An 18814-nucleotide genomic window follows, 5' to 3' on the forward strand; every position below is an offset into this window, starting at 1 on the left:
ATCCCCTGCGTCAGTTGAGCGGTCCGCCGGCGACGTACATGACCTGTCCTGAGACGAAGCCCGCGTCGTCGGAGGCGAAGAAGGCGATGGCGTTGGCGACGTCCTCGGGCCTGCCGACGCGCTGGACCGGGATCTGGCTGGCCGCGGCGGTCTGGAAGTCCTCGAAGCCCATGCCGACGCGCTCGGCGGTGGCCGCCGTCATGTCGGTGACGATGAAGCCGGGTGCGACCGCGTTCGCCGTGATGCCGAACTTGCCGAGTTCCTTGGCGAGGGTCTTGGTGAAGCCCTGCAGACCGGCCTTGACCGACGCGTAGTTGGCCTGGCCCCTGTTGCCGAGCGCGGAGCTGGAGGACAGGCTGACGATCCGGCCGAAGCCCGCGTCCACCATGTGCTTCTGGCATGCCTTCGCCATCAGGAAGGCGCCCTTGAGGTGCACGCCCACCACGGTGTCCCAGTCGGACTCGGTCATCTTGAAGAGCAGGTTGTCACGGAGTACACCCGCGTTGTTGACGAGGATGGTCGGAGCGCCGAGCTCGGCGGCGACGCGCGCGACGGCGGCCTCCACCTGGGCACTGTCGGAGACGTCGCAGCCGACGGCGAGCGCCGTGCCGCCGTCCGCCGTGATCTTCCCGACGGTCTCGGCGCACGCCGCCTCGTCGAGGTCGAGTACGGCGACGGCGCGGCCCTCGGCCGCGAGCCGCACCGCGGTCGCCGCGCCAATGCCGCGCGCCGCCCCGGTCACGACGGCGACACGCTGCTCGGTGGTGGACATCCCTGATCTCCTCGTCCTAGGCTGCCGCGGCGCTCGACACTGAGCAACCGCTTAGTAGGTTCAGCAGACAGACGCTAGAAGCCCTGGCACCCGGTGTCAACGGCCCACGGCACCGGCGGGGTGATGAGCAGCCGAAGTCACACCGTCGGACCCGGCGGACCGGCGACGCCGACGGTGCCGCCCGGCGGGTCAGCGGACCAGCAGGTCCAGCAGCCGGTCCGCCTCGGCCTTCGGGTCGGCCGTGAGTCCCGTGTGCACCGGGCCCGGCTGTACGACGGTCGAGCGCGGCGCGATCAGCCAGCGGAACCGCCGCCCCGGGTCGTCGCCGCCCGCCTGCCCCGCGGCCTCGCCCCCGTCGCAGATGCCCTCGACGGCCCGCAGCGCGGCCCTGATCCCCACCACGTCGGCCTGCGGGTCGAGGCAGCGCAGCTTGGTCTCGTCGAGATGGGTCCTGGCCGCGACGTAGGAGGTGGCGCGGCAGTACACCAGGACGCCGGCGTTGAAGAACTCACCGCGCTCCACGCGCGGCACGACGCGCAGCAGCGCGTATTCGTAGACGTCGCGCGTGGTCACTTGGCACCGTCCTGACCGGTGAGCCAGCCCGGCGCCCTGGACGGGCGCGGTGCGGTGGGCGCTTCGAGGACGATCCGCTCGTGGATCGTCCCGGCCCGCGCGAGCAGCGGTGCCACATAGGCGGCGCGCAGCTCGCCGGTCGCCGCGAACCCCGGCTCGTCGACCAGCCATTCGTCCGGCACTTGCGCGACGACGTCGGTCAGCAGCTCCTCGGTGACCAGCGGGGCGAGTTCAGCCGCCGCCGAGGCGATGTCGGGCCGGAAGGGCGCGAGCGCGTGGTCGGAGGCGTTGTACGGCTTGGCGGCGGACGCGGCGGCGGTGGGCCAGTTGTGGTGCCAGATCATCGTCGCGCCGTGGTCGATCAGCCACAGATCGCCGTGCCACACCAGCATGTTGGGGTTACGCCAGGACCGGTCGACGTTGTTGATCAGCGCGTCGAACCAGACGATCCGCCCCGCCTCGGCCGCCGCGACCTCGTAGGCGAGCGGGTCGAACCCGATGGAGCCGGGCAGGAAGTCCATGCCGAGGTTGAGCCCGCCGCTCGCCTTCAACAGCTCCTGGACCTCCTGGTCGGGCTCGGAGAGCCCGATGACCGGGTCCAGATGAAGCGTGACAAGATCCGGCACCCGCAGCCCGAGCCGCCGCCCCAGCTCCCCGCAGATGACCTCGGCGACCAGCGTCTTGCGCCCCTGCCCGGCCCCGGTGAACTTCATGACGTACGTGCCGAGATCGTCCCCCTCGACGATCCCGGGCAGCGAACCGCCCTCCCGCAAGGGGGTCACATAGCGGGTCGCGACGACCTCTTTCAGCATTCTCCCGAGCCACCCGTTCTCTTCAACCGCGCGATGCCGGCCTCAGGCATGAAGTGACCATGGTAACCGAGGGTGATCGCGGCCGAGGAACCGGCGAGGTGTGACGGGTCAGGCCACGGCATGCGGCCAGGGCGCGCCCTCGGCGACGAGCCGGCGGTAAGTACGGGCGGCGCGTGCCATGTTGATCGCCACCACGCCCCGGACGCTGTCCGCTGTGCCGTACAGCGCGACGAGCGCCCTGTCGGCGACGCTGCCCTCCACGATGCGTACGTGCTCGGCGCCGCGGGTCATGCCGTACATCTGGATCTTGAGGTCGTACTGGTCGGACCAGATGTACGGAACGGTGCTGAAGTCGGTGGCCGCCTCGCCCGCCAGGATGTTGCGGGCCACGGCCAGCCCCTGTTCCGCGGCGTTGGTACGGTGCTCGACACGGCGCCGCAGTCCCGTCACCGGGTCCGGCCAGGAGGCCACGTCGCCCGCCGCCCAGATCCCGGTCGCCGCGCTGAGGCGGGTGTCGCACTCGACACCGTTGCCGAGCGGGAGTCCGCTGTCCCGCAGCCACTCGGTGTTGGGCAGGGTGCCGATCCCCACCAGGACCACATCGGCGGCGACGGTCCTGCCGTCGGAGAGCTCGACGCCGGTGGCGGCCCCGTCCCGCGTGGTGACCGCCTTGACGCTCACCCCCGTTTCGACCCGCACACCGTGGCCGATGTGGGTACGGGTGAGCAGCGCGCCCAGTTCGGCGCCGAGAACGTCGGAGAGCGGCTGGGGGATGTCGCTGATCAGCGTGACGTCGCTGCCCGCCTCGCTCGCCACAGCCGCTGCCTCTGCGCCGATGAATCCGGCGCCGACGACGGCGAGGCGCGCGCCGGGACGCAACGAGGTGCGCAGTGCGAGCGCGTCGTCCATGGTGCGCAGTGTGTGGACCCCGGACACCCCGTCGGTGCCGGGAAGCCGGCGCGCGCGTACGCCGGTCGCGATCACCAGGGCGTGGTAGCCGAGGCCGGTGCCGTCGCTCAGTCTCACCTCGCGGCGGCCGACGTCCAGGGCGCACGCCCGTACCCCCAGGCGCAGATCGAGCCCGAGGCCGGTGAGATGGTCGGCGCTGCGCAGATGCAGACGCTCGGATTCCCAGGCTCCGGCGAGGAGTTGCTTGGACAGGGGCGGCCGGTCGTACGGCGGGTGGAGTTCGTCGCCGACGAGAGTGAGGGAGCCGGTGAAACCCCCGCGGCGCAGCGCTTCGGCCGTACCGAGTCCGGCGGCCGACGCGCCCACGACGACGACTCGTTCAGGGTGTTCCGGGTGGCTCATGGTGTCCTGTCCGGCGTTGTGGTGGAAGCGGCGTTGTGGTGCGGGAGACGGGTCCGGGGCGCCGGGGACGGGTCCGGCGCCCCGTACCGTTCCGCCGGGGGCCGACGGGCGGGCTGCACGGGCTACCAGGCTACGGGCAGCCCGTGGACGCCGTAGACGAGCATGTCGTCCTTGAACCTGATGTCCTCGTCGGGGACCGTGGTGTGCAGCTTCGGGAAGCGCTTGAGCAGTGCCGGGTAGGCGAGTTGGAGCTCCATCCGCGCCAGGTTCTGGCCGAGGCACTGGTGGGTGCCGTGCCCGAAGGCCATGTGCCGCCGCACGCCGGGCCGGTCGATGTCCAGGCGGTCCGCCTCGGCGAACGCCTCCGGGTCGCGGTTGGCCGAGTCGTTCACCAGGATGACGCCCTCACCCGCCCGTACGAGGGTGCCCGCGACGTCGACGTCCTCGATCGCGACGCGGCGACGGCCGGTGTGGACGATGGTGAGGTAGCGCAGCAACTCCTCGACGGCGCCCGCGATCCGGGCGGGGTCGTCGGAGTCGCGTACGGCGGCGAGCTGTTCCGGGTTGTGCAGCAGGGCCAGGGTGCCGAGGGCCGTCATGTTCGCCGTGGTCTCATGACCGGCGATGAGCAACAGGATGGCGTTCTGGACGAGTTGGTCCTTGGTGAGCTCACCGGTACGCACCCGCTCCTTGATCAGCGTACTGAGCAGGTCGTCGGCCGGGGTCTTCTCCTTGGTGTCGATGAGATCGCCGAGGTAGGCGCTGAGTTCGTCGTTGGCCGCCAGCACCTCTTCGGCGGTGGCGTGCAGCCTGATGAGCCGGCGGGCCGTGCGCTGGAAGATGCCGCGGTCCCCGGACGGCACTCCGAGCAGTTCGCTGATGACCAGGGAGGGCATCGGCAGCGCGAAGTCCTCGACCAGGTCGGCCGGCGGGCCCGCCGCCTCCATGTCGTCCAGCAGCCCTTCGATGATCTGCTGGAGCCTGGGCACCATCGCCGCCACGCGCTTGACGGAGAAGTGCGCGGTGAACATGCGGCGGACCTGGTTGTGTTCGGGATCGTCCTTGACGATGAAGGGCAGTTCGGCCGACTCGCGCCTGACCTTGATGCCCGCGCTCTGCGAGGGGTGTCCCGGCCGGGTCGAGTCGGCGCTGAAGCGGGGGTCGGAGAGGATGGCCCGCTGGTCCGCGTACCGGGTGACCAGCCAGGCGATCTGTCCGTTCCAGATCCGTACGGGGGTGACGGGCTCGGCCTCACGCAGCGCGGCGTACTGCGGCGGCGGGTCGAAGGGGCAGCCGGTGGCACGGGCGAAGGGGAAGTCGGGAACGGTGGTGCCGGGGATGGCCGTCTCGGTCATGACGCGTACTCCAGACAGAGGTGGGGGTGTGCCGTTGAGTGGTGCGCTCAGCCGTTCCGAACCGGATCAGGTGTGGACCTCGATGGCGGCCGCGGGACACAGGGCCGCCGCCTCGCGGGCCCGGTCCAGTGCACCGGCCTCGGGAGCGGCGTCGAGCAGGACCACGACGCCGTCCTCGTCCCGCTGGTCGAAGAGGTCGTCAGCCGCCAGTACGCACTGACCTGCGGCGCAGCACTTGTCTTCGTCGATTTCGATACGCATACGGAGCTCCATGTGCGACTCGTGGGGGTATCGCCAAGAGGTTACGTAACTTAAGTACGTGATACATCCTGCGAAAGTGCGGTGCAACAGGGCCGTGAGTTTCCTGGCCGCGATTGGCTGAAACCGTGTGCAGGTTCGGCATGATGCACGCGTGGAGAGAACCCCTGGATCACGGGCCGGCAGCATCGCCGAGTTGCGCTCGGTGTTGAGCGCGCTCGCCTACAGCCTGACGCGAACGCGTGCCCACGATCGGCTGGTTGCCATGGCGGGCATGCCCGTCGACCGGCCGGGGCTCGCGCTGCTGCGGGTCCTGGTGACGGAGGGACAGCCGCTGCGGGTCGGTGAACTCGCCGACCGGCTGGACGTCCGCCATCCCCATGTGACCCGCCAGGTCAAGGAGTTGGAGGCGCAGGGGCTGGTGGAACCGGTGCTGGAGACGGGCGACCGACGGGTGCGGCGGGTGGTGCCCACGCGGCGGGGCAGGGACACCCTGCTGCGGTTCGACAGCGCCTTCCAGCGGCTGCTAGAGGAGAGCTTCGCGGATGTGCCGGCCGAGGAGATCGACGCGGCGGCCAACGTACTCCGCCGGATCACCGGCCACCGCGAGCGGAGCGACCCGGACGGCTGAGGCGCGGACGGTCATCCGTAGGAGAGGTCGGAGCAGAGGTTGTGGTCGGCGGAGCGCGCCTGGCCGGACACGCTGCTCGGCAGGGCGGTGGGCGCCGTAGGCGACGGTCGCCAGGGCGAGCGGCCCGCCCATGGCGGCGCCGACGCCGATGTTCTTGGCTTCCTCCGTACCGCCGGTGGTCACGGCCACCAGCGTCACCACGGACTCGGGCAGCGCGGTGCCGAAAGCCGCCAGGATCGTGCCGACCGCCATCTTCCCCACGTTGAGGCGTTGACCGAGCCATTCGACGACGTTGACGAACCACTCGCACGAGAGATAGATCGCCACCGCACACACGATCAGCAAAGGGTTCCGGCGTTCGACCTCGGCCCCAGCGACGCGCGTACGTCATCGACAAGGAACCGAAGGTCTCGCCCGCCCGGCAGTACACAGGTCCGGTCCCCCTCCGTCGGGTCGCTTTCACGGCTTTGGCGGACAAGAATGGACAAATGGATCTCCGGTGGATGGGCGACCTTCCGGGCCGCACCGCAGGACGACTGCTCGTCCTTCCTGCCGTCCTGATCATCGCGATCACCACTGCCGCGATCGTGTCGCCGAGCGACGTCCACCTCAGTCCGCTGCTCGTCATCGCCCCGGCGCTGGCCGCCTCCTTCGCCGGACCGGGGCGCACCGCCGTCATCGGCGCGGCCGCGGTCGGGGCACAGGCCCTGATCGCGGCGCTGAACGGCGGAGTGGGCAGTGCGAACCACGTGTGGCAGTTCATCGCGGTGGTGGTGCTGTCGGCGCTGGTGATCTTCTTCTGCTATCTGCGCGAGGCGCACAGCCGGCAGCTGAGCCGGGTGCGCATCGTCGCCGAGACCGCGCAGCGCGTGCTCCTGCGACCACCCCCCGCACAGCTCGGCCCGCTGCGGGTGGCCTGGCGGTACCAGACGGCCGACACCGACGCCCAGCTCGGCGGCGACCTGTTCGCCGTCGTCAGGAACGGCGGTAACCGCAGCCGGGTCGTCATCGGCGACGTGCGCGGGAAGGGACTGGACGCCATCGGCGAGGCGGCCGTCGTTCTGGGAGCGTTCCGCGAGGGCGCGCGGCACTGCGAAACCCTCCCTCAGCTGGTGCGGGCCATGGAGGAAAGCGTCAGCGCCGACAGCGAAGAGGCCGGCGACACCCAGCAGGACCCCGGCGAACACTTCGTCACCGCTCTCGTCCTCGATCTGCCCGACAGAGCCGGACACGGCGCCATGATCAACTGCGGCCATCCGCCGCCCCTGCTGCTGCGCGACGGCCGGGTCACCCTCCTGGAGTCCAGCGACCCGGCTCCCCCGCTGGGCCTCGGCCGGCTGAGCGCCGCCGGCCTGCACAGAGACACCTTCACCTTCACCGACGGCGACACGCTCCTGCTCTACACCGACGGCGTGATCGAAGCACGCTCACCGCAAGGGGCCTTCTACCCGCTCGCCGAACGGGCCGCGACCTTCCCGGCGGCAGGTCCGGAGGACCTCCTGCGGCGCCTCGTTCACGACATCACCCTGCACACCGGCGGCCGGCTCACCGACGACGTGGCCGTACTGGCCGTCGAACGCGCCCCGGCACCGGCCGGCACCGTGACGGCCGACCCGCGCCTCACCTGACTCCGGCCGCCCGGCCGGCCGCCGAACCGTACCGACCCGCCGGGACTTACCGGCGGGGTTCCCAGCGGAAGAGCCGGGCGGCGAGTGCGACGGCGACGACGACCCAGCTCAGGGTGGGCACCAGCAGGACCAGCGAGTCCGTGACGGCGACGCCGCCCTCCCAGGCGTTGACCACCAGTTCGGTGGCCGCGCCGCCCGGCAGCAGCCGCTTGAGCGGGGCGAGGTCGTCGGTGCCGGCGATGCCCACCCAGCTGGCGACCCCGATCACCCCGAGGCTGACCGGCAGCGTGGTCACCTGGGCGTGCTCCGGCGAGTTCGTCAGCCCCGCGGTGGCGAGCGCCAGGCCGACCATCATGGCCAGCGTCGCCAGGACGGCCACCACGAGGAGCAGCACCTGGGCCGGTGCGGTGGCGACCGCGCCGAGCACGATCAGGATCACGATCACCTGGAGCAGCGCGATGACGGTGACCGGCAGGAGCAGCCCGGCCAGGATGCCGACGTCGCCGGCGGCGGTCGAGCGCAGCCGTTTGAGGAAGAGGTTCTGCCGGCGCGAGGCCAGCGTGGTCACGACCGTGGTGTAGAGGCCGAAGGTCATGACGGTGAACATCACGATTGCCGCGATGTAGCCGAGGCCGGCCGCCTCGGCGAAGATCTCGTGCCGGTAGACGAAGAACGCGCTGACGGCGACCGGGATGACGAGTCCGGTGACCAGGACGAGCCGGTTCCGGAAGATCTGGATCAGCTCACTGCGAGCGATCGCGAACATGAGGTGTGGGTCCCTTCGTGGCGGAGACGGACGCGGGGCGGAGACGGAGGCAGAAGCGGGGACAGAACCGGAAGCGGAGGCGAGGCGGGGCAGCGGCGGGGGCGGCGGGGTCGGTCACTCGCCGCTGATGGCGCGGAAGACGTCGTCCAGGCGGGTCGGACCGGCCTGCAGTCCCCGCAGGTCGACACCGGTCTCGTGGGCCCAGCCCAGCAGGCGGTAGAGATCCTTCTGCAGGCTGAAGGTCTCGACGCGGCAGCCCCCGTCCGCGGCCGCACCGGCCAGTGGCGGCTCGGGAGCGCCCGCCGGGAGAGTGAAGCTGATCACCGAGGGCAGCGTCTGCGTCAGCTCCACGACGGTCCCCTCGCGGTGGAAGGTCCCCTCATGCATGAGCCCGATGCGGTCGGCCCGCTGCTGCGCCTCCTCCAGGTAGTGGGTGGTGAGCACGATCGTCGCGCCCTCCTCACGCAGCCGGTCGACGGCAGCCCAGAGCGCGTCGCGGGAGTTGATGTCCAGGCCGGTCGTCGGCTCGTCCAGGATGACCAGCTCCGGGCCGCCGTAGAAGGCGGTGGCGAAGTCCAGCCGGCGCTTCTCGCCGCCGGAGAGCTGCGACACCTTGGTGCCCGCCTTGTCCGTCAGCCCCACGACGCCGAGCACCCGGCCGACGTCGTCCTGCCGCCGGGTCAGCGCCCCGATCAGCCGGACCGACTCCCGCACCGTGAGGTCCGGGGAGAAACCGCTCTCCTGCAGCATGATGCCCATCCGCGGGTGCACGGCGGCGCGGTCCAGCGGACTGCGGCCCAGCACGCGGACGGCGCCCGACGTGGTGGGCCGGTGGCCCTCGATGACTTCGAGGGTCGACGTCTTACCCGCGCCGTTCGTGCCGAGCAAGGCGTACACCTCGCCCTTCCGGACCTGGAACGACAGGTCCTTCACGGCGTGGAAGTCGCCGTAGCGGACGTTGAGTTTCTCGACTTCGATGACTGGGGTGGTGGACATACCCCGATCTCACCGTGTGCGCCGCCCCACTGGTAGTGGCGTCGTATCACGTCCCCGGCATGACATTCCTGGCACGCGCGTATGACGTGGTGTCACTGGCGTACCGGGGAGTTCGCGCCAATACTTGCCGCACGATGTCCGATATTTCCGAGGTGACGCGCGGCCGGCTGCGGCGGCTCAACCTGATCATGGTGTTCCCTTCCATCGCGGTCGGCGGCGTGCTGCTGGTGGCGCTGGACACCGAGTCCTGGTGGGACGCCGCGGTCCTGGGGCTGGGTGTGCTCGCGGCTCTGCTGGCCTTCGTGTCCTGGACGGCCGGCGGTCTGGCCCGGGTCGCCGTGCCGTGTCTGGTCGTCACTGCGGGCGTCTGGCTCTTCGGGGTGCTGGTGGCCGGGAGCGGGAAGGCGGTCTTCGGTCTGTCCGTCGTGGGCCCGCTGATCGTGCCGCGGCTGCCCCGCGGCCGGGGCTGGGCCGCCGCAGGACTGGTGGCCTACGTCGCTCTCGCGGGTGCGACCCGGTTCCTGGTGACCCAGGACGATCCGCGTGGCGTGCTGATCGAGTTCGTCATCGTCCCGGCGGGCGTCACCGCCGTGGTGACCGGGCTGATGTTCCCGAACAAACGGTTCTACGACGTCGTCGAGGAGCTGGACGAGTCGCGCTGGCGCGAGGCGGAGCTGGCCGTCGTACGCGAGCGCATGCGGTTCGCCAGCGACCTGCACGACATCCAGGGGCACACCCTGCACGTGGTGAAGCTCAAGGTCGCCCTCGCGCAGAAGCTGGTGCACCGCGACCCCGGCCGGGCCGAGCAGGAGCTGCGCGAGATCCACTCGCTGGTCGGCGACACCATCGCCCAGACCAAGGAGCTCGCCTACGCCCAGCGCCGGCTCAACCTGCCCGCCGAGCTGGAGAACGCGAAGAACCTGTTCGAGGCCGCCGGCATCGAGGTGCACATCCGCCGCGTCGCGTACGCGGACACCGGTGTGAGCGAGCTGCTGGGCCAGGTGCTGCGCGAGACGACAACCAACATCCTGCGGCACGCCGAGGCCGAGGAAGTACGGATCACACTGTCCGGGACCGGCATCAGCATCGTCAACGACGGCGCCCCAAACACCCCGCTGCCGGAACTCGGCGGTCTGGCCGTGCTCGGACAACGCGTGGCCGACGAAGGGGGCACGCTCACGGTGGAGCAGGAGGACGGGCGCTTCCTGACCGCGGCGGCCTTCCCGTCACCCGGCCCCGACCCACAGGAGACCCGATGACCACCGTTGTACTGGCCGACGACGAGGCGCTGCTGCGCAAGGCGCTCGCCGCACTGCTGCCGCTGGAGGGCGACATCACCGTCCTCGCCGAAGCCGCGGACGGCGCGGAGGCGGTCAGCGCCACCCTGCGGCACCGGCCCGACGTGCTCGTCATCGACCTGGAGATGCCCGGTGTCGACGGGCTCGGCGCCGTGGCGGAGATCCGCGGCGTCCACCCCGACCAGGTGATCCTGATGCTGACCAGGCACGCCAAGCCGGGGGTGCTGCGCCGGGCGCTGAAGCTCGGCGTCCAGGGGTTCGTCAGCAAATCCGCCGAACCGGCGCACATCACGTCCGTCATCGCGACGCTGCACGAGGGACGGCGCTGGATCGACCCGGACGTCTCGGCGCTCGCCCTCATCGACGACTGCCCGCTCACCGACCGCGAGATCGACGTCCTGCGCGCCACGTCCTACGGCTACTCCGTCGCCGACATCGCCGGCCAGCTCCATCTCGCCGAAGGCACCGTCCGCAACTACCTCTCCAACGCGATGGGCAAGACCCAGACCCAGAGCAGGCACGAAGCGGCGCGGTACGCGCGCGAACACGACTGGCTGTGACCGCGGCTGCCTGCGGGGTCAGCGCGGCGCGGCTCAGCTCTTGGCGCGGTGCCGCACCTGTACCTCGGTGAAGCCCTCCAGGCCGAGACGGCCGTTCTCGGATCCGACACCGCTCCACTTGTGGCCGCCGAACGGCTGGTCCGGGTGGACGGCGAAGTGGGTGTTGACCCATGCCGTCCCGCATTCCAGGTCGCCTGCCACCTGGGAGGCGCGCTCCACGTCGGTGCCCCAGACCGAGCCGCACAGGCCGAAGTGGGACCCGTTGGCGCGCTCCACCACGTCGTCGAGTGAGGTGTAGCGGATCACCGGCAGGGCGGGGCCGAACTGCTCCTCGTCCACGATGCGGAACCCGTCCTCGGCGCCCGCGAGTACGGTCGGTTCGTAGAAGTAGCCGGGCCCTTCGACGCGTTTGCCGCCCGCCACCGCCCGCGCGCCCCGGCCGACCGCGTCGTCGACGAGTTCGGTGACCCGGTCGAACTGCGGCTTGTTGTTGACGGGCCCGTACTGCACGCCCTCGTGCAGGCCGTTGCCGACCTTGACCTCGCGTGCGACGGCCGCCAGCGCTTCGACCACGTCGTCGTAGAGCCGCGCCGGTGCGTAGACACGCTTGATCGCGGAGCAGAGCTGTCCGTTGTTCTGGAAGGCGAAGTCGAATATCTTCGGCGCGACCCGGGCCGGGTCCGCGTCGTCCAGCACGATCGCGGGGTCGTTCCCGCCGAGTTCGAGCGTCACCCTCTTGAGGTCGCTCGCCGCCGCCTCCGCGACCCGCTTGCCGGTGGCGACGCTGCCGGTGAAGGTGATCTTCCGGGGCACGGGGTGCGCCGTCATCCGCGCGCCGAGCGGATCCTGCCCGCTGACCACGTTCAGCACACCGGGCGGCAGCACCTCGCGCATCATCGCACCGAACGCCAGGGTGGTGAGCGGTGTGTAGGGCGACGGTTTGAGCACCATGGTGTTACCGGCCAGCAGGGCCGGAGCGACCTTCCAACAGGCCAGCATGAGTGGGAAGTTCCACGGTGTGATCGCCGCGACCACTCCCATCGGCCGGCGGATGACCTCCACGAACGCCGCGTCGTCGTCCCGGATCACCTCGTACGGAATGGCCATGTCGGCGAAGTGCTTGAGCCAGTATCCGGAGCCGATGATCTCGAACGCGGCATCCTTCAGCGGCTTGCCCTGCTCACGGGTGAGTACGGGGGCCAGCTCGTTGGCCTTGCTCATCAGCAGATCGCCGGCGGCGTGCAGGGCCTTGCGCCGCGCGTTCTCGTTCTTCCGCCACGACCGGTACGCCAGCGCCGCCGCCTCGAATGCGGCGTCGAGCTGGCCGGGACCGCAGTCGGGAGCCTCGGCGTGCACCGTACCCAGAGCCGGATCGACGACCCCGAAGGAGGCGTCCCCGGATACACTCGCGCCGCCAATGGTCATGGTGTATTGCGGCATTGCCGCTCCTTCGGGTCGCCGGGCCTGGTTTCGCACCGTACCGCCGGGCGGCAGCCGCCCCCACCCCTGCGCGGACATTCTGGGGGCCGCGCATAGGGGCCCTTAGGGGTTTCCGATCTGTCCCACGTCACAAATACTGGGCGGTGCCGGCCGCGAGCGGAGAATTCGCGCGGCCCGTGCCCCTCGGGTATTTCCGAACCTGCGGGTATTTCCGAGAAGTTCGGGACGCAGTCACAAAGGAGTCGGCATGAAAAGCGTTTCCGCCACCGCGCTGTGGGCCGCGGCTCTCCGGGCCGGCGAATCACAGCGCGACGACGCGTTGTTCGTCGACGAACTGGCAGAAGAGCTGGCCGGCGACAAGGGCTTCGCGCTGCGCACCCGCTACGAGCGCCCCGGCGTCGCGGACAGCCTCGCGATCCGCACCCGCTACATGGACGAGACGATCGCCAAGCACTCCGGCTTCCGGCAGGTCGTGCTGCTCGCCGCCGGTCTCGACACCCGTTCCGTACGCACCACGTGGCCGGCCGGCACCACGCTCTTCGAGGTGGACCACCCCGATCTGCTGGAGTGGAAGGAAGAACGGCTCGCGAAACTGGGCGTCACGCACGACTGCGAACGGCGCACCGTGGGAGCCGACCTGACCGAGAACTGGCAGGAAGCGCTGCGCGCGGCCGGCTGGGACGCGGCGGAACCGACCCTCTGGGTCGCCGAGGGGCTGCTCTACTACCTGCCCGAACAGGCCGTGCACGCACTGGTGAAGGCGGTCGCCGACATCGCGCCGCCCGGCAGCGTCTTCGCCGGCGACATCGTCAGCCACCAGTTCCTGATCTCGGAGCACGACTTCCCGCAGAACGGCCTCCCGCTGCTCGCCGAGGACGGCAGCCCCTGGCAGTTCGGCACCGACGAGCCGGAAACCCTGCTGTCCGGGGGCGGTTGGGAGCCGACCGAGGTCAAGTCCGTCGGCGACGACGGAGCTTCCTTCGGCCGCTGGCCGGTCCCACCCATCCCCCGGCACATCCCCGGCGTCCCGCGGTTCTTCCTTTTCACCGTGACCAAGGCCGGCTGAGCAGGCCCCTGTTCCAGCAGATTGCGACCTGTCGCAGAGTCCACTGCGGCGCCGGCCCGGACACCCGCGTTCGAGAGGAAGCCGCAGTTGACGACGCCCACCCCCCACCTGCTCGGTAACTTCGCCCCCGTCGGCGAACTCACCTCCTACGACCTGCCCGTCACCGGGACCATCCCCAGGGAGCTGACCGGCTGGTACCTGCGCAACGGGCCCAACCCGCACGAGGCGGCGTCCGCCCACTGGTTCCTCGGCTCCGGCATGGTGCACGGTGTCCGGCTGGAAGGCGGGCGGGCGACGTCCCACCGCAGCCGGTGGGTCCGCACGTCGTCCTTCACCGAGGGCGCCACGGTCTACGACTCGCTCGGCAACCGCGATCTCACGGCGGGACCCTCCAACACACACGTCGTCCGGCACGCCGGCCGCATCCTGTCGCTGGCCGAGTCGTCCCTCCCGTACCTGCTCACCCCGGAGCTGGACACCGTCGGTGTGCACGACTTCGGGGGCAAGCTCACCACGGCCATGACCGCGCACCCGAAGACCTGCCCGACCACGGGCGAGCTGCACTTCTTCGGGTACGGGATGCTCACCGCCCCGTTCCTGACCTACCACCGGGCCGACGCCGCCGGAAATCTGACCGTCAGCCGTGCGGTCGACGGGGTCGGACCGACGATGATGCACGACTTCGCCCTGACCGCCCGGCACGTGGTCTTCATGGACCTGCCGGTCGTCTTCGACGTCCTCGAAGCGATGTCGGGCAAGCCCATGCCGTACAAGTGGGATCCCGAGTACGGGGCCCGGCTCGGGGTACTGCGGCGCGACGACCCGCACGGCGAGATCCGCTGGTTCGACATCGATCCCTGTTACGTCTTCCACGTGCCCAACGCGCACGACGACGGCGACAGCGTGGTCGTGAGCGTCATCCGCTATCCGGAGCTGTGGGTCGCGGACAGCAGCGAGCCCTACCCGGTCGCCTCGCTGTGGCGCTGGACCGTGGATCTGGCGGCGGGGAAGGTCACCGAGGAGCAACTCGACGACCGGAACACCGAGTTTCCCCGCATCGACGACAGACTGGCCGGGCTCGACGCCCGCCATGTGCACACCACGGTGGCCGCTTCTCATCCCCGCCACGACGCCGTTCCGGGCGCGCTGCTGCGCTACGACATGCACACCGGCGAGGTGGCGCGGCACTCCTTCGGGCCCGGCCGGATTCCGGGTGAGGCCGCCTTCGTCCCCGCGGACGGCAGGCCCGGCGGCGAGGGGTGGCTCATGACGTACGTCTACGACGTAGCGACGGACACCAGTGACCTGGTCATCGTGGACGCCGGCGACCTGAGCGCGACGCCGGTGGCGACCGTTCATCTGCCGCAGCGCGTCCCGTACGGCTTCCACGGCAACTGGCTTCCGGACACGGGAGCCTAGGTCGTGTCCGCAACGGCTCGTCTGGATCTTGCCGCCACGGAGCGTCGCGACGCCGAGCGGGAGCACGAACCGTTCGACAACGTCAAGCCAACAGCCGGAGAATGGCTCAAATCTTGTCGCCACCCACGGCCTTCAGCGCTTAGCCTGGCCTCTAGCATATTTGCGTGGCCATTGGCGTGCTCGGCTGAGAGTGCGCCTCGGGGGAAAGAAGGCCAGTGAATGCCTGAGTTTGCCGACCCTGATCACCTGCATGCGCTGGCATTCAGGCAGGCCGTCCGCATCGGGCAGTTCAACAGTAAACAGATAGCGGAGACCCTTCGCCTTCCCTGTGCGAAGGTCGACGCCATTCGCAAGGGCCTGCTGCATCTCAGACTCCTCCAGCCGTCGGCGCACGACTCGGAAGTCTTCGTCCCGGTGAGCCCCGAGGCCGCCGCGACCGAGCTGGTCAGAATGTCCGAAGACGAAATACGCAACCTCCAAGAGGACATCGACCGCACCAAGCGACGGCTGAACAAGCTCCTGCCGGCCTATGTGGAGGGACGGAGCCTGCGCGAACAGGTCGAGCAGAGCCTGGAGCCGCTCCAGGCCGCCGACCACATCCGCTGGATGCTCAAGGAGCAGGCAGAACGCTGCCGCAGCGAGATACTGATCAGCCGCCGCGGCGACCTGCTGCCCGCCGCCGATTCCGTCGGAGCCATGCATCCGGAGCTTCTTGAGGCGGCGCGGCGCGGGACGCGTATCAGGGCGGTCTACCAGCACGCGGCCCTCGGTGACCAGACAACCCGGGGGCACATCGAGGAACTGGCAGCGGCCGGCGCCCTGGTGCGGATCCGTGCGGAACCGGCAGGACAGCTGATCATCTTCGGAGCCCAGGTCGCGATCGTCTTCGGCCGCGAGCCCTCGCCCGGCAGCGTCGACGCGGGGTATGCGACCGAGGCGGGGTACGTGTCCGAGGCGCCGACCGCCGTCGCCGTACGCGACGCGACGGTCATCGGCCATCTCCGCGCCACCTTCGACCAGACCTGGGACGACGTGGGCTCGTCGGCGCCCGAGGACATGGGCGACGCCAGGACACTCGGGCTTCTGCAGCTTTCGATCATCCGTCTGCTGGCGCAGGGCTTCAAGGACGATGTCGTGGCCAGGCGCCTGGGGATATCGGTGCGCACCTGTCGGCGCCACATCAAGGAGATCATGAACGAGCTGGACGCCAGCAGCCGTTTCCAGGCCGGCGTACGGGCCACGCTGAACGGCTCCGTGACTGAGACGGACCACAACGCGCTGATGTGAGCCGCGGGACGTGGGGGGGCGGAGGTCGGGGGTCTGGGCGTCAGGCGTCCGCCGGGCGGCCGTCGAGTGGGTCTTCCCTGTCCGCCGGCCCGTCCGCCGGCCGGTCTTCCGGCCCGTCCTCCGCCTCGGCGCGCAGCAGGAAGCCGCCCGTGCGTACCCGCCCCGACGTGAGGCTGCCCCCGACGGCACGCAACCGCTCGGCGAGGCCCAACAGGCCGTAGCCGCTGCCCGCTTCGGCCCAGGTCTCCATGCTGAAGAGCTTCCCGCGGCCGTCGTCCTCGATTTCCAGCCATGCCGCGCCGAACCGTACTTCGCAACTCCGCGCGCCACTGTGCTTGAGCACATTGGTCACGCCTTCGCGGAGCACGTAGGCGAACACGTCACGCAGCTCGACACGGACGATGTCGCCCGTCTCCGGCAGCGTCGCGGCGATCCCGGCGGCGCGCAGCGCCAGCGCGGCGTTCGCCAACTCGTCGTCCAGGGAGACCAGTCGCGTGTCGAGGACCGTACTGCGGATCTCCTGCATCGCCTTGCGGGCCAGCTCCTCGATGTCCCGGACCTCGGTCCGCAGCGAGTCCCTGACCTCGATCCCACCGACCCCACCGACCCCACCGGCCCCCCGGTCCCCGGCGCCCTCCAGGATCCTGCGTGCCACACCGCCCTTGAGCGCGATCGTGGCGACCGTATGACCCAGCACGTCGTGCAGATCCCTGGCCAGTCGGTTCCGCTCGTCCATCACCGACTGGTGGGCGATGACCGCGCGAGCGGCGCTCAACTGCGAGACGACGCGGGTGAGCAAGAACAGCGACGACAACGACAGCGTCAGCAGCACCAGCAGCCACATGCCGTTCCAGTCCACCCGGCCGACAGCCAGCCGGGTCGCCACCACCTGGGCCAACGCGACGCCGAGCCCGACCAGCCGGCTCGCCTCGGCCGGCAGCAGCACGACAGCCGCCACGATCGCGTAGGCGAGATTCACCAGCGTCGTGACGTCTCCCGTGATGACCGGCAGGAACGAACCCACCACGAGGAGCCAGCCGACCATCAGCGACCGGACCCATCGCGAACTGCGCTGCCCCACCTGCGTGATGACCAGGAAACTCGCCGCGTAGAGCGCGAGATCCAGGGCCAGCAGGGCCCAGCGGACCCCGGTGGCCGCCCCGTCCATGTCCACGGTGGCCAGGGGCAGTACGACGATGAGGATCACCACCACCAGGTGACCCCGCAGCCGGACCAGCCGGGACTGCTGCCGCCCTCCCCCGCCCTGCCCTTCGACGGGCCACTGCCGGGAGCCGAAGCGCGTCGAGTCAGTGTTCATCCGAGTTCACCGCCCGACGAGGGACGGACGCGGGTCTCAGATCGCGTATGACGCAAGAATCCAGCTTTCCGGGAGGTCACACCCATGATGCCTGTCACGCATCATTGTGCCCCCGCACCACGGCGCACCGCGGCCAAGGCAGCCCCCTGGGGCCAACACTTAGGGGGCGGTTAGGGGTTACCCATCCCTGCCCCTCCGGAAAGAATGAACGCTACCCAGCTCACTTATCAAGAGGGGCTTTCCGCAATGGCGCCGATATTCGCTAACGGCCAGTGCCGATCATTCCGGGGCGACGGACGGCTCGATCTGCTGGTACGGAACGCCGAGACGGGCGAGTTGTTCGTCCATCCGCACAGCGGAACGTTCAACGGGACCAGCACCTTCGAAGAGCCGGTCAAAATCGCCGAAGGGTTCGGCTGGCAGCGCTTCTTCTTCGTCCGTGCGGTGGACGCCACAGGAAACGGCAAGGCGGACATCTGCGCCTTCAGCGTGAGCGAATTCAATCCCGGCGAGAACGGCGAGTTCGGCTACTTCCTGCTCCAGAACACCGGCGGGCCCGGTGAGATCGGTCCGTTCTCCGACCCGCTCCGGGTCTCCGGCAAGCGCGAGGACGGCCGGCGGTGGGAGACGATCGGCTTCGCCGACCTGACCGGCTCGGGCACCGACGACACCTTCGCCCGCGGCGAGGGCTGCGGGAACGTGGACGCGTTCGTGCACCGCGACGCCGGTGTGATCCACGATCACACCTACAGCCGCGACCCGGTACCGCTCACCGAGATCAGTGTCGACGACTTCCCCTTCGCCATGGCCGACTTCACCGGCAACGGCAACCTCGACCTGGTCGTGCGCCGCGCCAACGGGAACATCGACCTCTACGAGTTCCCCGCCAAGCCCGGCACACCGGAGGGGACCGCGCCCTCCGGCACCTGGCACACCATCGCGCACGGCTGGCACGACATGATGATGATGACGCTGACCGACATCGACCTCGACGGCAAGCCGGACCTGCTGGGCCTGCGCCCCGACGGCACCCTCAACGCCTATGTCCACTCGGGGAAGTTCGACCCGGACAACCCGCTGGCCACGCTTCAGGATCCGGTCGCCGTCGGCACCGGATTCGAGAAGTGCGACGTGATCAGCTGATCCCGTAGGCGCTGCCACCGGTCGGTCCCGTACGGCCCGTAAAGGCCTCGTACGACGCCTACGCCTTGTACGGGCCGACCGGTGATCCCGCGCGTCCCGGTCGGCCGATCCGCACGAGAGACCGTGCCGCACGAGAGACCTTGCCATCCGTATCGCACCGCCGGAATCTGGATTGGGTTTA

Annotated in this window: 19 protein-coding genes; 8 read left to right on the top strand and 11 right to left on the bottom strand. The window is 70.0% G+C overall.

Annotated features, from left to right (window positions below):
• Window positions 1–10: 10 nt before the first annotated feature.
• From fabG to OHS57_RS06105, 6 genes are all read right to left on the bottom strand, one after another.
• Window positions 11–772 (bottom strand): 3-oxoacyl-ACP reductase FabG, encoded by a 762-nt coding sequence (gene fabG, locus OHS57_RS06080; protein WP_041997789.1) that lies wholly within the window; start codon window positions 770–772, stop codon window positions 11–13.
• Window positions 773–961: 189 nt separating this feature from the next.
• Entirely contained in the window at window positions 962–1345 is a 384-nt protein-coding gene (locus tag OHS57_RS06085; protein ID WP_041997787.1) for a DUF3037 domain-containing protein, read from the bottom strand.
• Entirely contained in the window at window positions 1342–2157 is an 816-nt protein-coding gene (locus OHS57_RS06090; protein WP_328581278.1) for a HipA family kinase, read from the bottom strand. The genes OHS57_RS06085 and OHS57_RS06090 overlap by 4 nt, the downstream gene beginning before the upstream one ends.
• A gap of 108 nt (window positions 2158–2265) precedes the next feature.
• A complete protein-coding gene (locus OHS57_RS06095) occupies window positions 2266–3468 on the bottom strand; it encodes an NAD(P)/FAD-dependent oxidoreductase (RefSeq protein ID WP_328581279.1) in 1203 nt (400 codons plus the stop codon).
• Window positions 3469–3590: 122 nt separating this feature from the next.
• Complete coding sequence (locus OHS57_RS06100) at window positions 3591–4823, bottom strand: cytochrome P450 (RefSeq protein ID WP_328581280.1); 1233 nt, start codon at window positions 4821–4823, stop codon at window positions 3591–3593.
• 66 nt (window positions 4824–4889) lie between these two features.
• Window positions 4890–5084, bottom strand: coding sequence for a ferredoxin (locus OHS57_RS06105; protein WP_042000196.1), 195 nt, complete (start codon window positions 5082–5084; stop codon window positions 4890–4892).
• Window positions 5085–5235: 151 nt separating this feature from the next.
• Between OHS57_RS06105 and OHS57_RS06110 the strand changes: the two genes are divergently transcribed.
• The gene (locus tag OHS57_RS06110; RefSeq protein ID WP_157874467.1) at window positions 5236–5712 is read left to right on the top strand and encodes a MarR family transcriptional regulator; all 477 of its coding nucleotides are present in this window, start codon (window positions 5236–5238) and stop codon (window positions 5710–5712) included.
• Here OHS57_RS06110 and OHS57_RS06115 read toward each other — a convergent pair.
• Window positions 5608–6048, bottom strand: coding sequence for a hypothetical protein (locus OHS57_RS06115; protein WP_443043057.1), 441 nt, complete (start codon window positions 6046–6048; stop codon window positions 5608–5610). The genes OHS57_RS06110 and OHS57_RS06115 overlap by 105 nt on opposite strands.
• Window positions 6049–6215: 167 nt before the next feature.
• Between OHS57_RS06115 and OHS57_RS06120 the strand changes: the two genes are divergently transcribed.
• Complete coding sequence (locus OHS57_RS06120; RefSeq protein WP_328581282.1) at window positions 6216–7340, top strand: PP2C family protein-serine/threonine phosphatase; 1125 nt, start codon at window positions 6216–6218, stop codon at window positions 7338–7340.
• Window positions 7341–7386: 46 nt separating this feature from the next.
• Here OHS57_RS06120 and OHS57_RS06125 read toward each other — a convergent pair whose 3' ends face one another.
• Window positions 7387–8106 carry an ABC transporter permease gene (locus tag OHS57_RS06125; RefSeq protein WP_328581283.1) on the bottom strand — a complete coding sequence of 240 codons (720 nt, stop codon included), beginning with the start codon at window positions 8104–8106 and terminating at the stop codon, window positions 7387–7389.
• Window positions 8107–8220: 114 nt separating this feature from the next.
• The gene (locus OHS57_RS06130) at window positions 8221–9102 is read right to left on the bottom strand and encodes an ABC transporter ATP-binding protein (protein WP_328581284.1); all 882 of its coding nucleotides are present in this window, start codon (window positions 9100–9102) and stop codon (window positions 8221–8223) included.
• 134 nt (window positions 9103–9236) lie between these two features.
• Between OHS57_RS06130 and OHS57_RS06135 the strand changes: the two genes are divergently transcribed.
• Window positions 9237–10361 (top strand): sensor histidine kinase, encoded by a 1125-nt coding sequence (locus tag OHS57_RS06135; protein ID WP_328581285.1) that lies wholly within the window; start codon window positions 9237–9239, stop codon window positions 10359–10361.
• Window positions 10358–10960 carry a response regulator transcription factor gene (locus tag OHS57_RS06140; protein WP_328581286.1) on the top strand — a complete coding sequence of 201 codons (603 nt, stop codon included), beginning with the start codon at window positions 10358–10360 and terminating at the stop codon, window positions 10958–10960. The genes OHS57_RS06135 and OHS57_RS06140 overlap by 4 nt, the downstream gene beginning before the upstream one ends.
• A 33-nt stretch (window positions 10961–10993) precedes the next feature.
• Here the strand turns inward: OHS57_RS06140 and OHS57_RS06145 are convergent, their stop codons facing one another.
• Window positions 10994–12400, bottom strand: a complete 1407-nt coding sequence (locus OHS57_RS06145; protein WP_328581287.1) for an aldehyde dehydrogenase family protein — start codon at window positions 12398–12400, stop codon at window positions 10994–10996.
• Between the two features lie 247 nt (window positions 12401–12647).
• Between OHS57_RS06145 and OHS57_RS06150 the strand changes: the two genes are divergently transcribed.
• The 3 genes from OHS57_RS06150 to OHS57_RS06160 all read left to right on the top strand — a co-directional run bounded on the left by OHS57_RS06150 (window position 12648) and on the right by OHS57_RS06160 (window position 16172).
• Complete coding sequence (locus OHS57_RS06150; RefSeq protein WP_328581288.1) at window positions 12648–13466, top strand: class I SAM-dependent methyltransferase; 819 nt, start codon at window positions 12648–12650, stop codon at window positions 13464–13466.
• Window positions 13467–13553: 87 nt separating this feature from the next.
• Window positions 13554–14885 (top strand): carotenoid oxygenase family protein, encoded by a 1332-nt coding sequence (locus OHS57_RS06155; RefSeq protein WP_041991958.1) that lies wholly within the window; start codon window positions 13554–13556, stop codon window positions 14883–14885.
• Between the two features lie 219 nt (window positions 14886–15104).
• A complete protein-coding gene (locus OHS57_RS06160) occupies window positions 15105–16172 on the top strand; it encodes a helix-turn-helix transcriptional regulator (RefSeq protein ID WP_328581289.1) in 1068 nt (355 codons plus the stop codon).
• A gap of 40 nt (window positions 16173–16212) precedes the next feature.
• On the opposite strand, the gene OHS57_RS06165 is transcribed toward OHS57_RS06160, so the two are convergent.
• Window positions 16213–17490 carry a sensor histidine kinase gene (locus OHS57_RS06165; RefSeq protein WP_328581290.1) on the bottom strand — a complete coding sequence of 426 codons (1278 nt, stop codon included), beginning with the start codon at window positions 17488–17490 and terminating at the stop codon, window positions 16213–16215.
• Between the two features lie 246 nt (window positions 17491–17736).
• Here OHS57_RS06165 and OHS57_RS06170 point away from each other — a divergent pair, with 246 nt between their 5' ends.
• On the top strand, window positions 17737–18633 hold the full coding sequence (locus OHS57_RS06170) for an FG-GAP repeat domain-containing protein (protein ID WP_328581291.1): 897 nt from the start codon (window positions 17737–17739) through the stop codon (window positions 18631–18633).
• Window positions 18634–18814 lie beyond the last annotated feature (181 nt).

Origin of the sequence: Streptomyces sp. NBC_00370, assembly GCF_036084755.1 — a bacterium.
Lineage (GTDB): Bacteria > Actinomycetota > Actinomycetes > Streptomycetales > Streptomycetaceae > Streptomyces.

What these genes read in the sequence shown, in the direction of transcription:
- OHS57_RS06095 (WP_328581279.1), bottom strand. Translation starts at nt 3,468, where the DNA reads ATGAGCCACCCGGAACACCCTGAACGAGTCGTCGTCGTGGGCGCGTCG.
- OHS57_RS06165 (WP_328581290.1), bottom strand. Translation starts at nt 17,490, where the DNA reads ATGAACACTGACTCGACGCGCTTCGGCTCCCGGCAGTGGCCCGTCGAA.
- OHS57_RS06150 (WP_328581288.1), top strand. Translation starts at nt 12,648, where the DNA reads ATGAAAAGCGTTTCCGCCACCGCGCTGTGGGCCGCGGCTCTCCGGGCC.
- OHS57_RS06145 (WP_328581287.1), bottom strand. Translation starts at nt 12,400, where the DNA reads ATGCCGCAATACACCATGACCATTGGCGGCGCGAGTGTATCCGGGGAC.
- OHS57_RS06125 (WP_328581283.1), bottom strand. Translation starts at nt 8,106, where the DNA reads ATGTTCGCGATCGCTCGCAGTGAGCTGATCCAGATCTTCCGGAACCGG.
- OHS57_RS06170 (WP_328581291.1), top strand. Translation starts at nt 17,737, where the DNA reads ATGGCGCCGATATTCGCTAACGGCCAGTGCCGATCATTCCGGGGCGAC.
- OHS57_RS06130 (WP_328581284.1), bottom strand. Translation starts at nt 9,102, where the DNA reads ATGTCCACCACCCCAGTCATCGAAGTCGAGAAACTCAACGTCCGCTAC.
- fabG (WP_041997789.1), bottom strand. Translation starts at nt 772, where the DNA reads ATGTCCACCACCGAGCAGCGTGTCGCCGTCGTGACCGGGGCGGCGCGC.
- OHS57_RS06160 (WP_328581289.1), top strand. Translation starts at nt 15,105, where the DNA reads ATGCCTGAGTTTGCCGACCCTGATCACCTGCATGCGCTGGCATTCAGG.
- OHS57_RS06120 (WP_328581282.1), top strand. Translation starts at nt 6,216, where the DNA reads ATGGGCGACCTTCCGGGCCGCACCGCAGGACGACTGCTCGTCCTTCCT.
- OHS57_RS06090 (WP_328581278.1), bottom strand. Translation starts at nt 2,157, where the DNA reads ATGCTGAAAGAGGTCGTCGCGACCCGCTATGTGACCCCCTTGCGGGAG.
- OHS57_RS06140 (WP_328581286.1), top strand. Translation starts at nt 10,358, where the DNA reads ATGACCACCGTTGTACTGGCCGACGACGAGGCGCTGCTGCGCAAGGCG.
- OHS57_RS06135 (WP_328581285.1), top strand. Translation starts at nt 9,237, where the DNA reads ATGTCCGATATTTCCGAGGTGACGCGCGGCCGGCTGCGGCGGCTCAAC.
- OHS57_RS06105 (WP_042000196.1), bottom strand. Translation starts at nt 5,084, where the DNA reads ATGCGTATCGAAATCGACGAAGACAAGTGCTGCGCCGCAGGTCAGTGC.
- OHS57_RS06100 (WP_328581280.1), bottom strand. Translation starts at nt 4,823, where the DNA reads ATGACCGAGACGGCCATCCCCGGCACCACCGTTCCCGACTTCCCCTTC.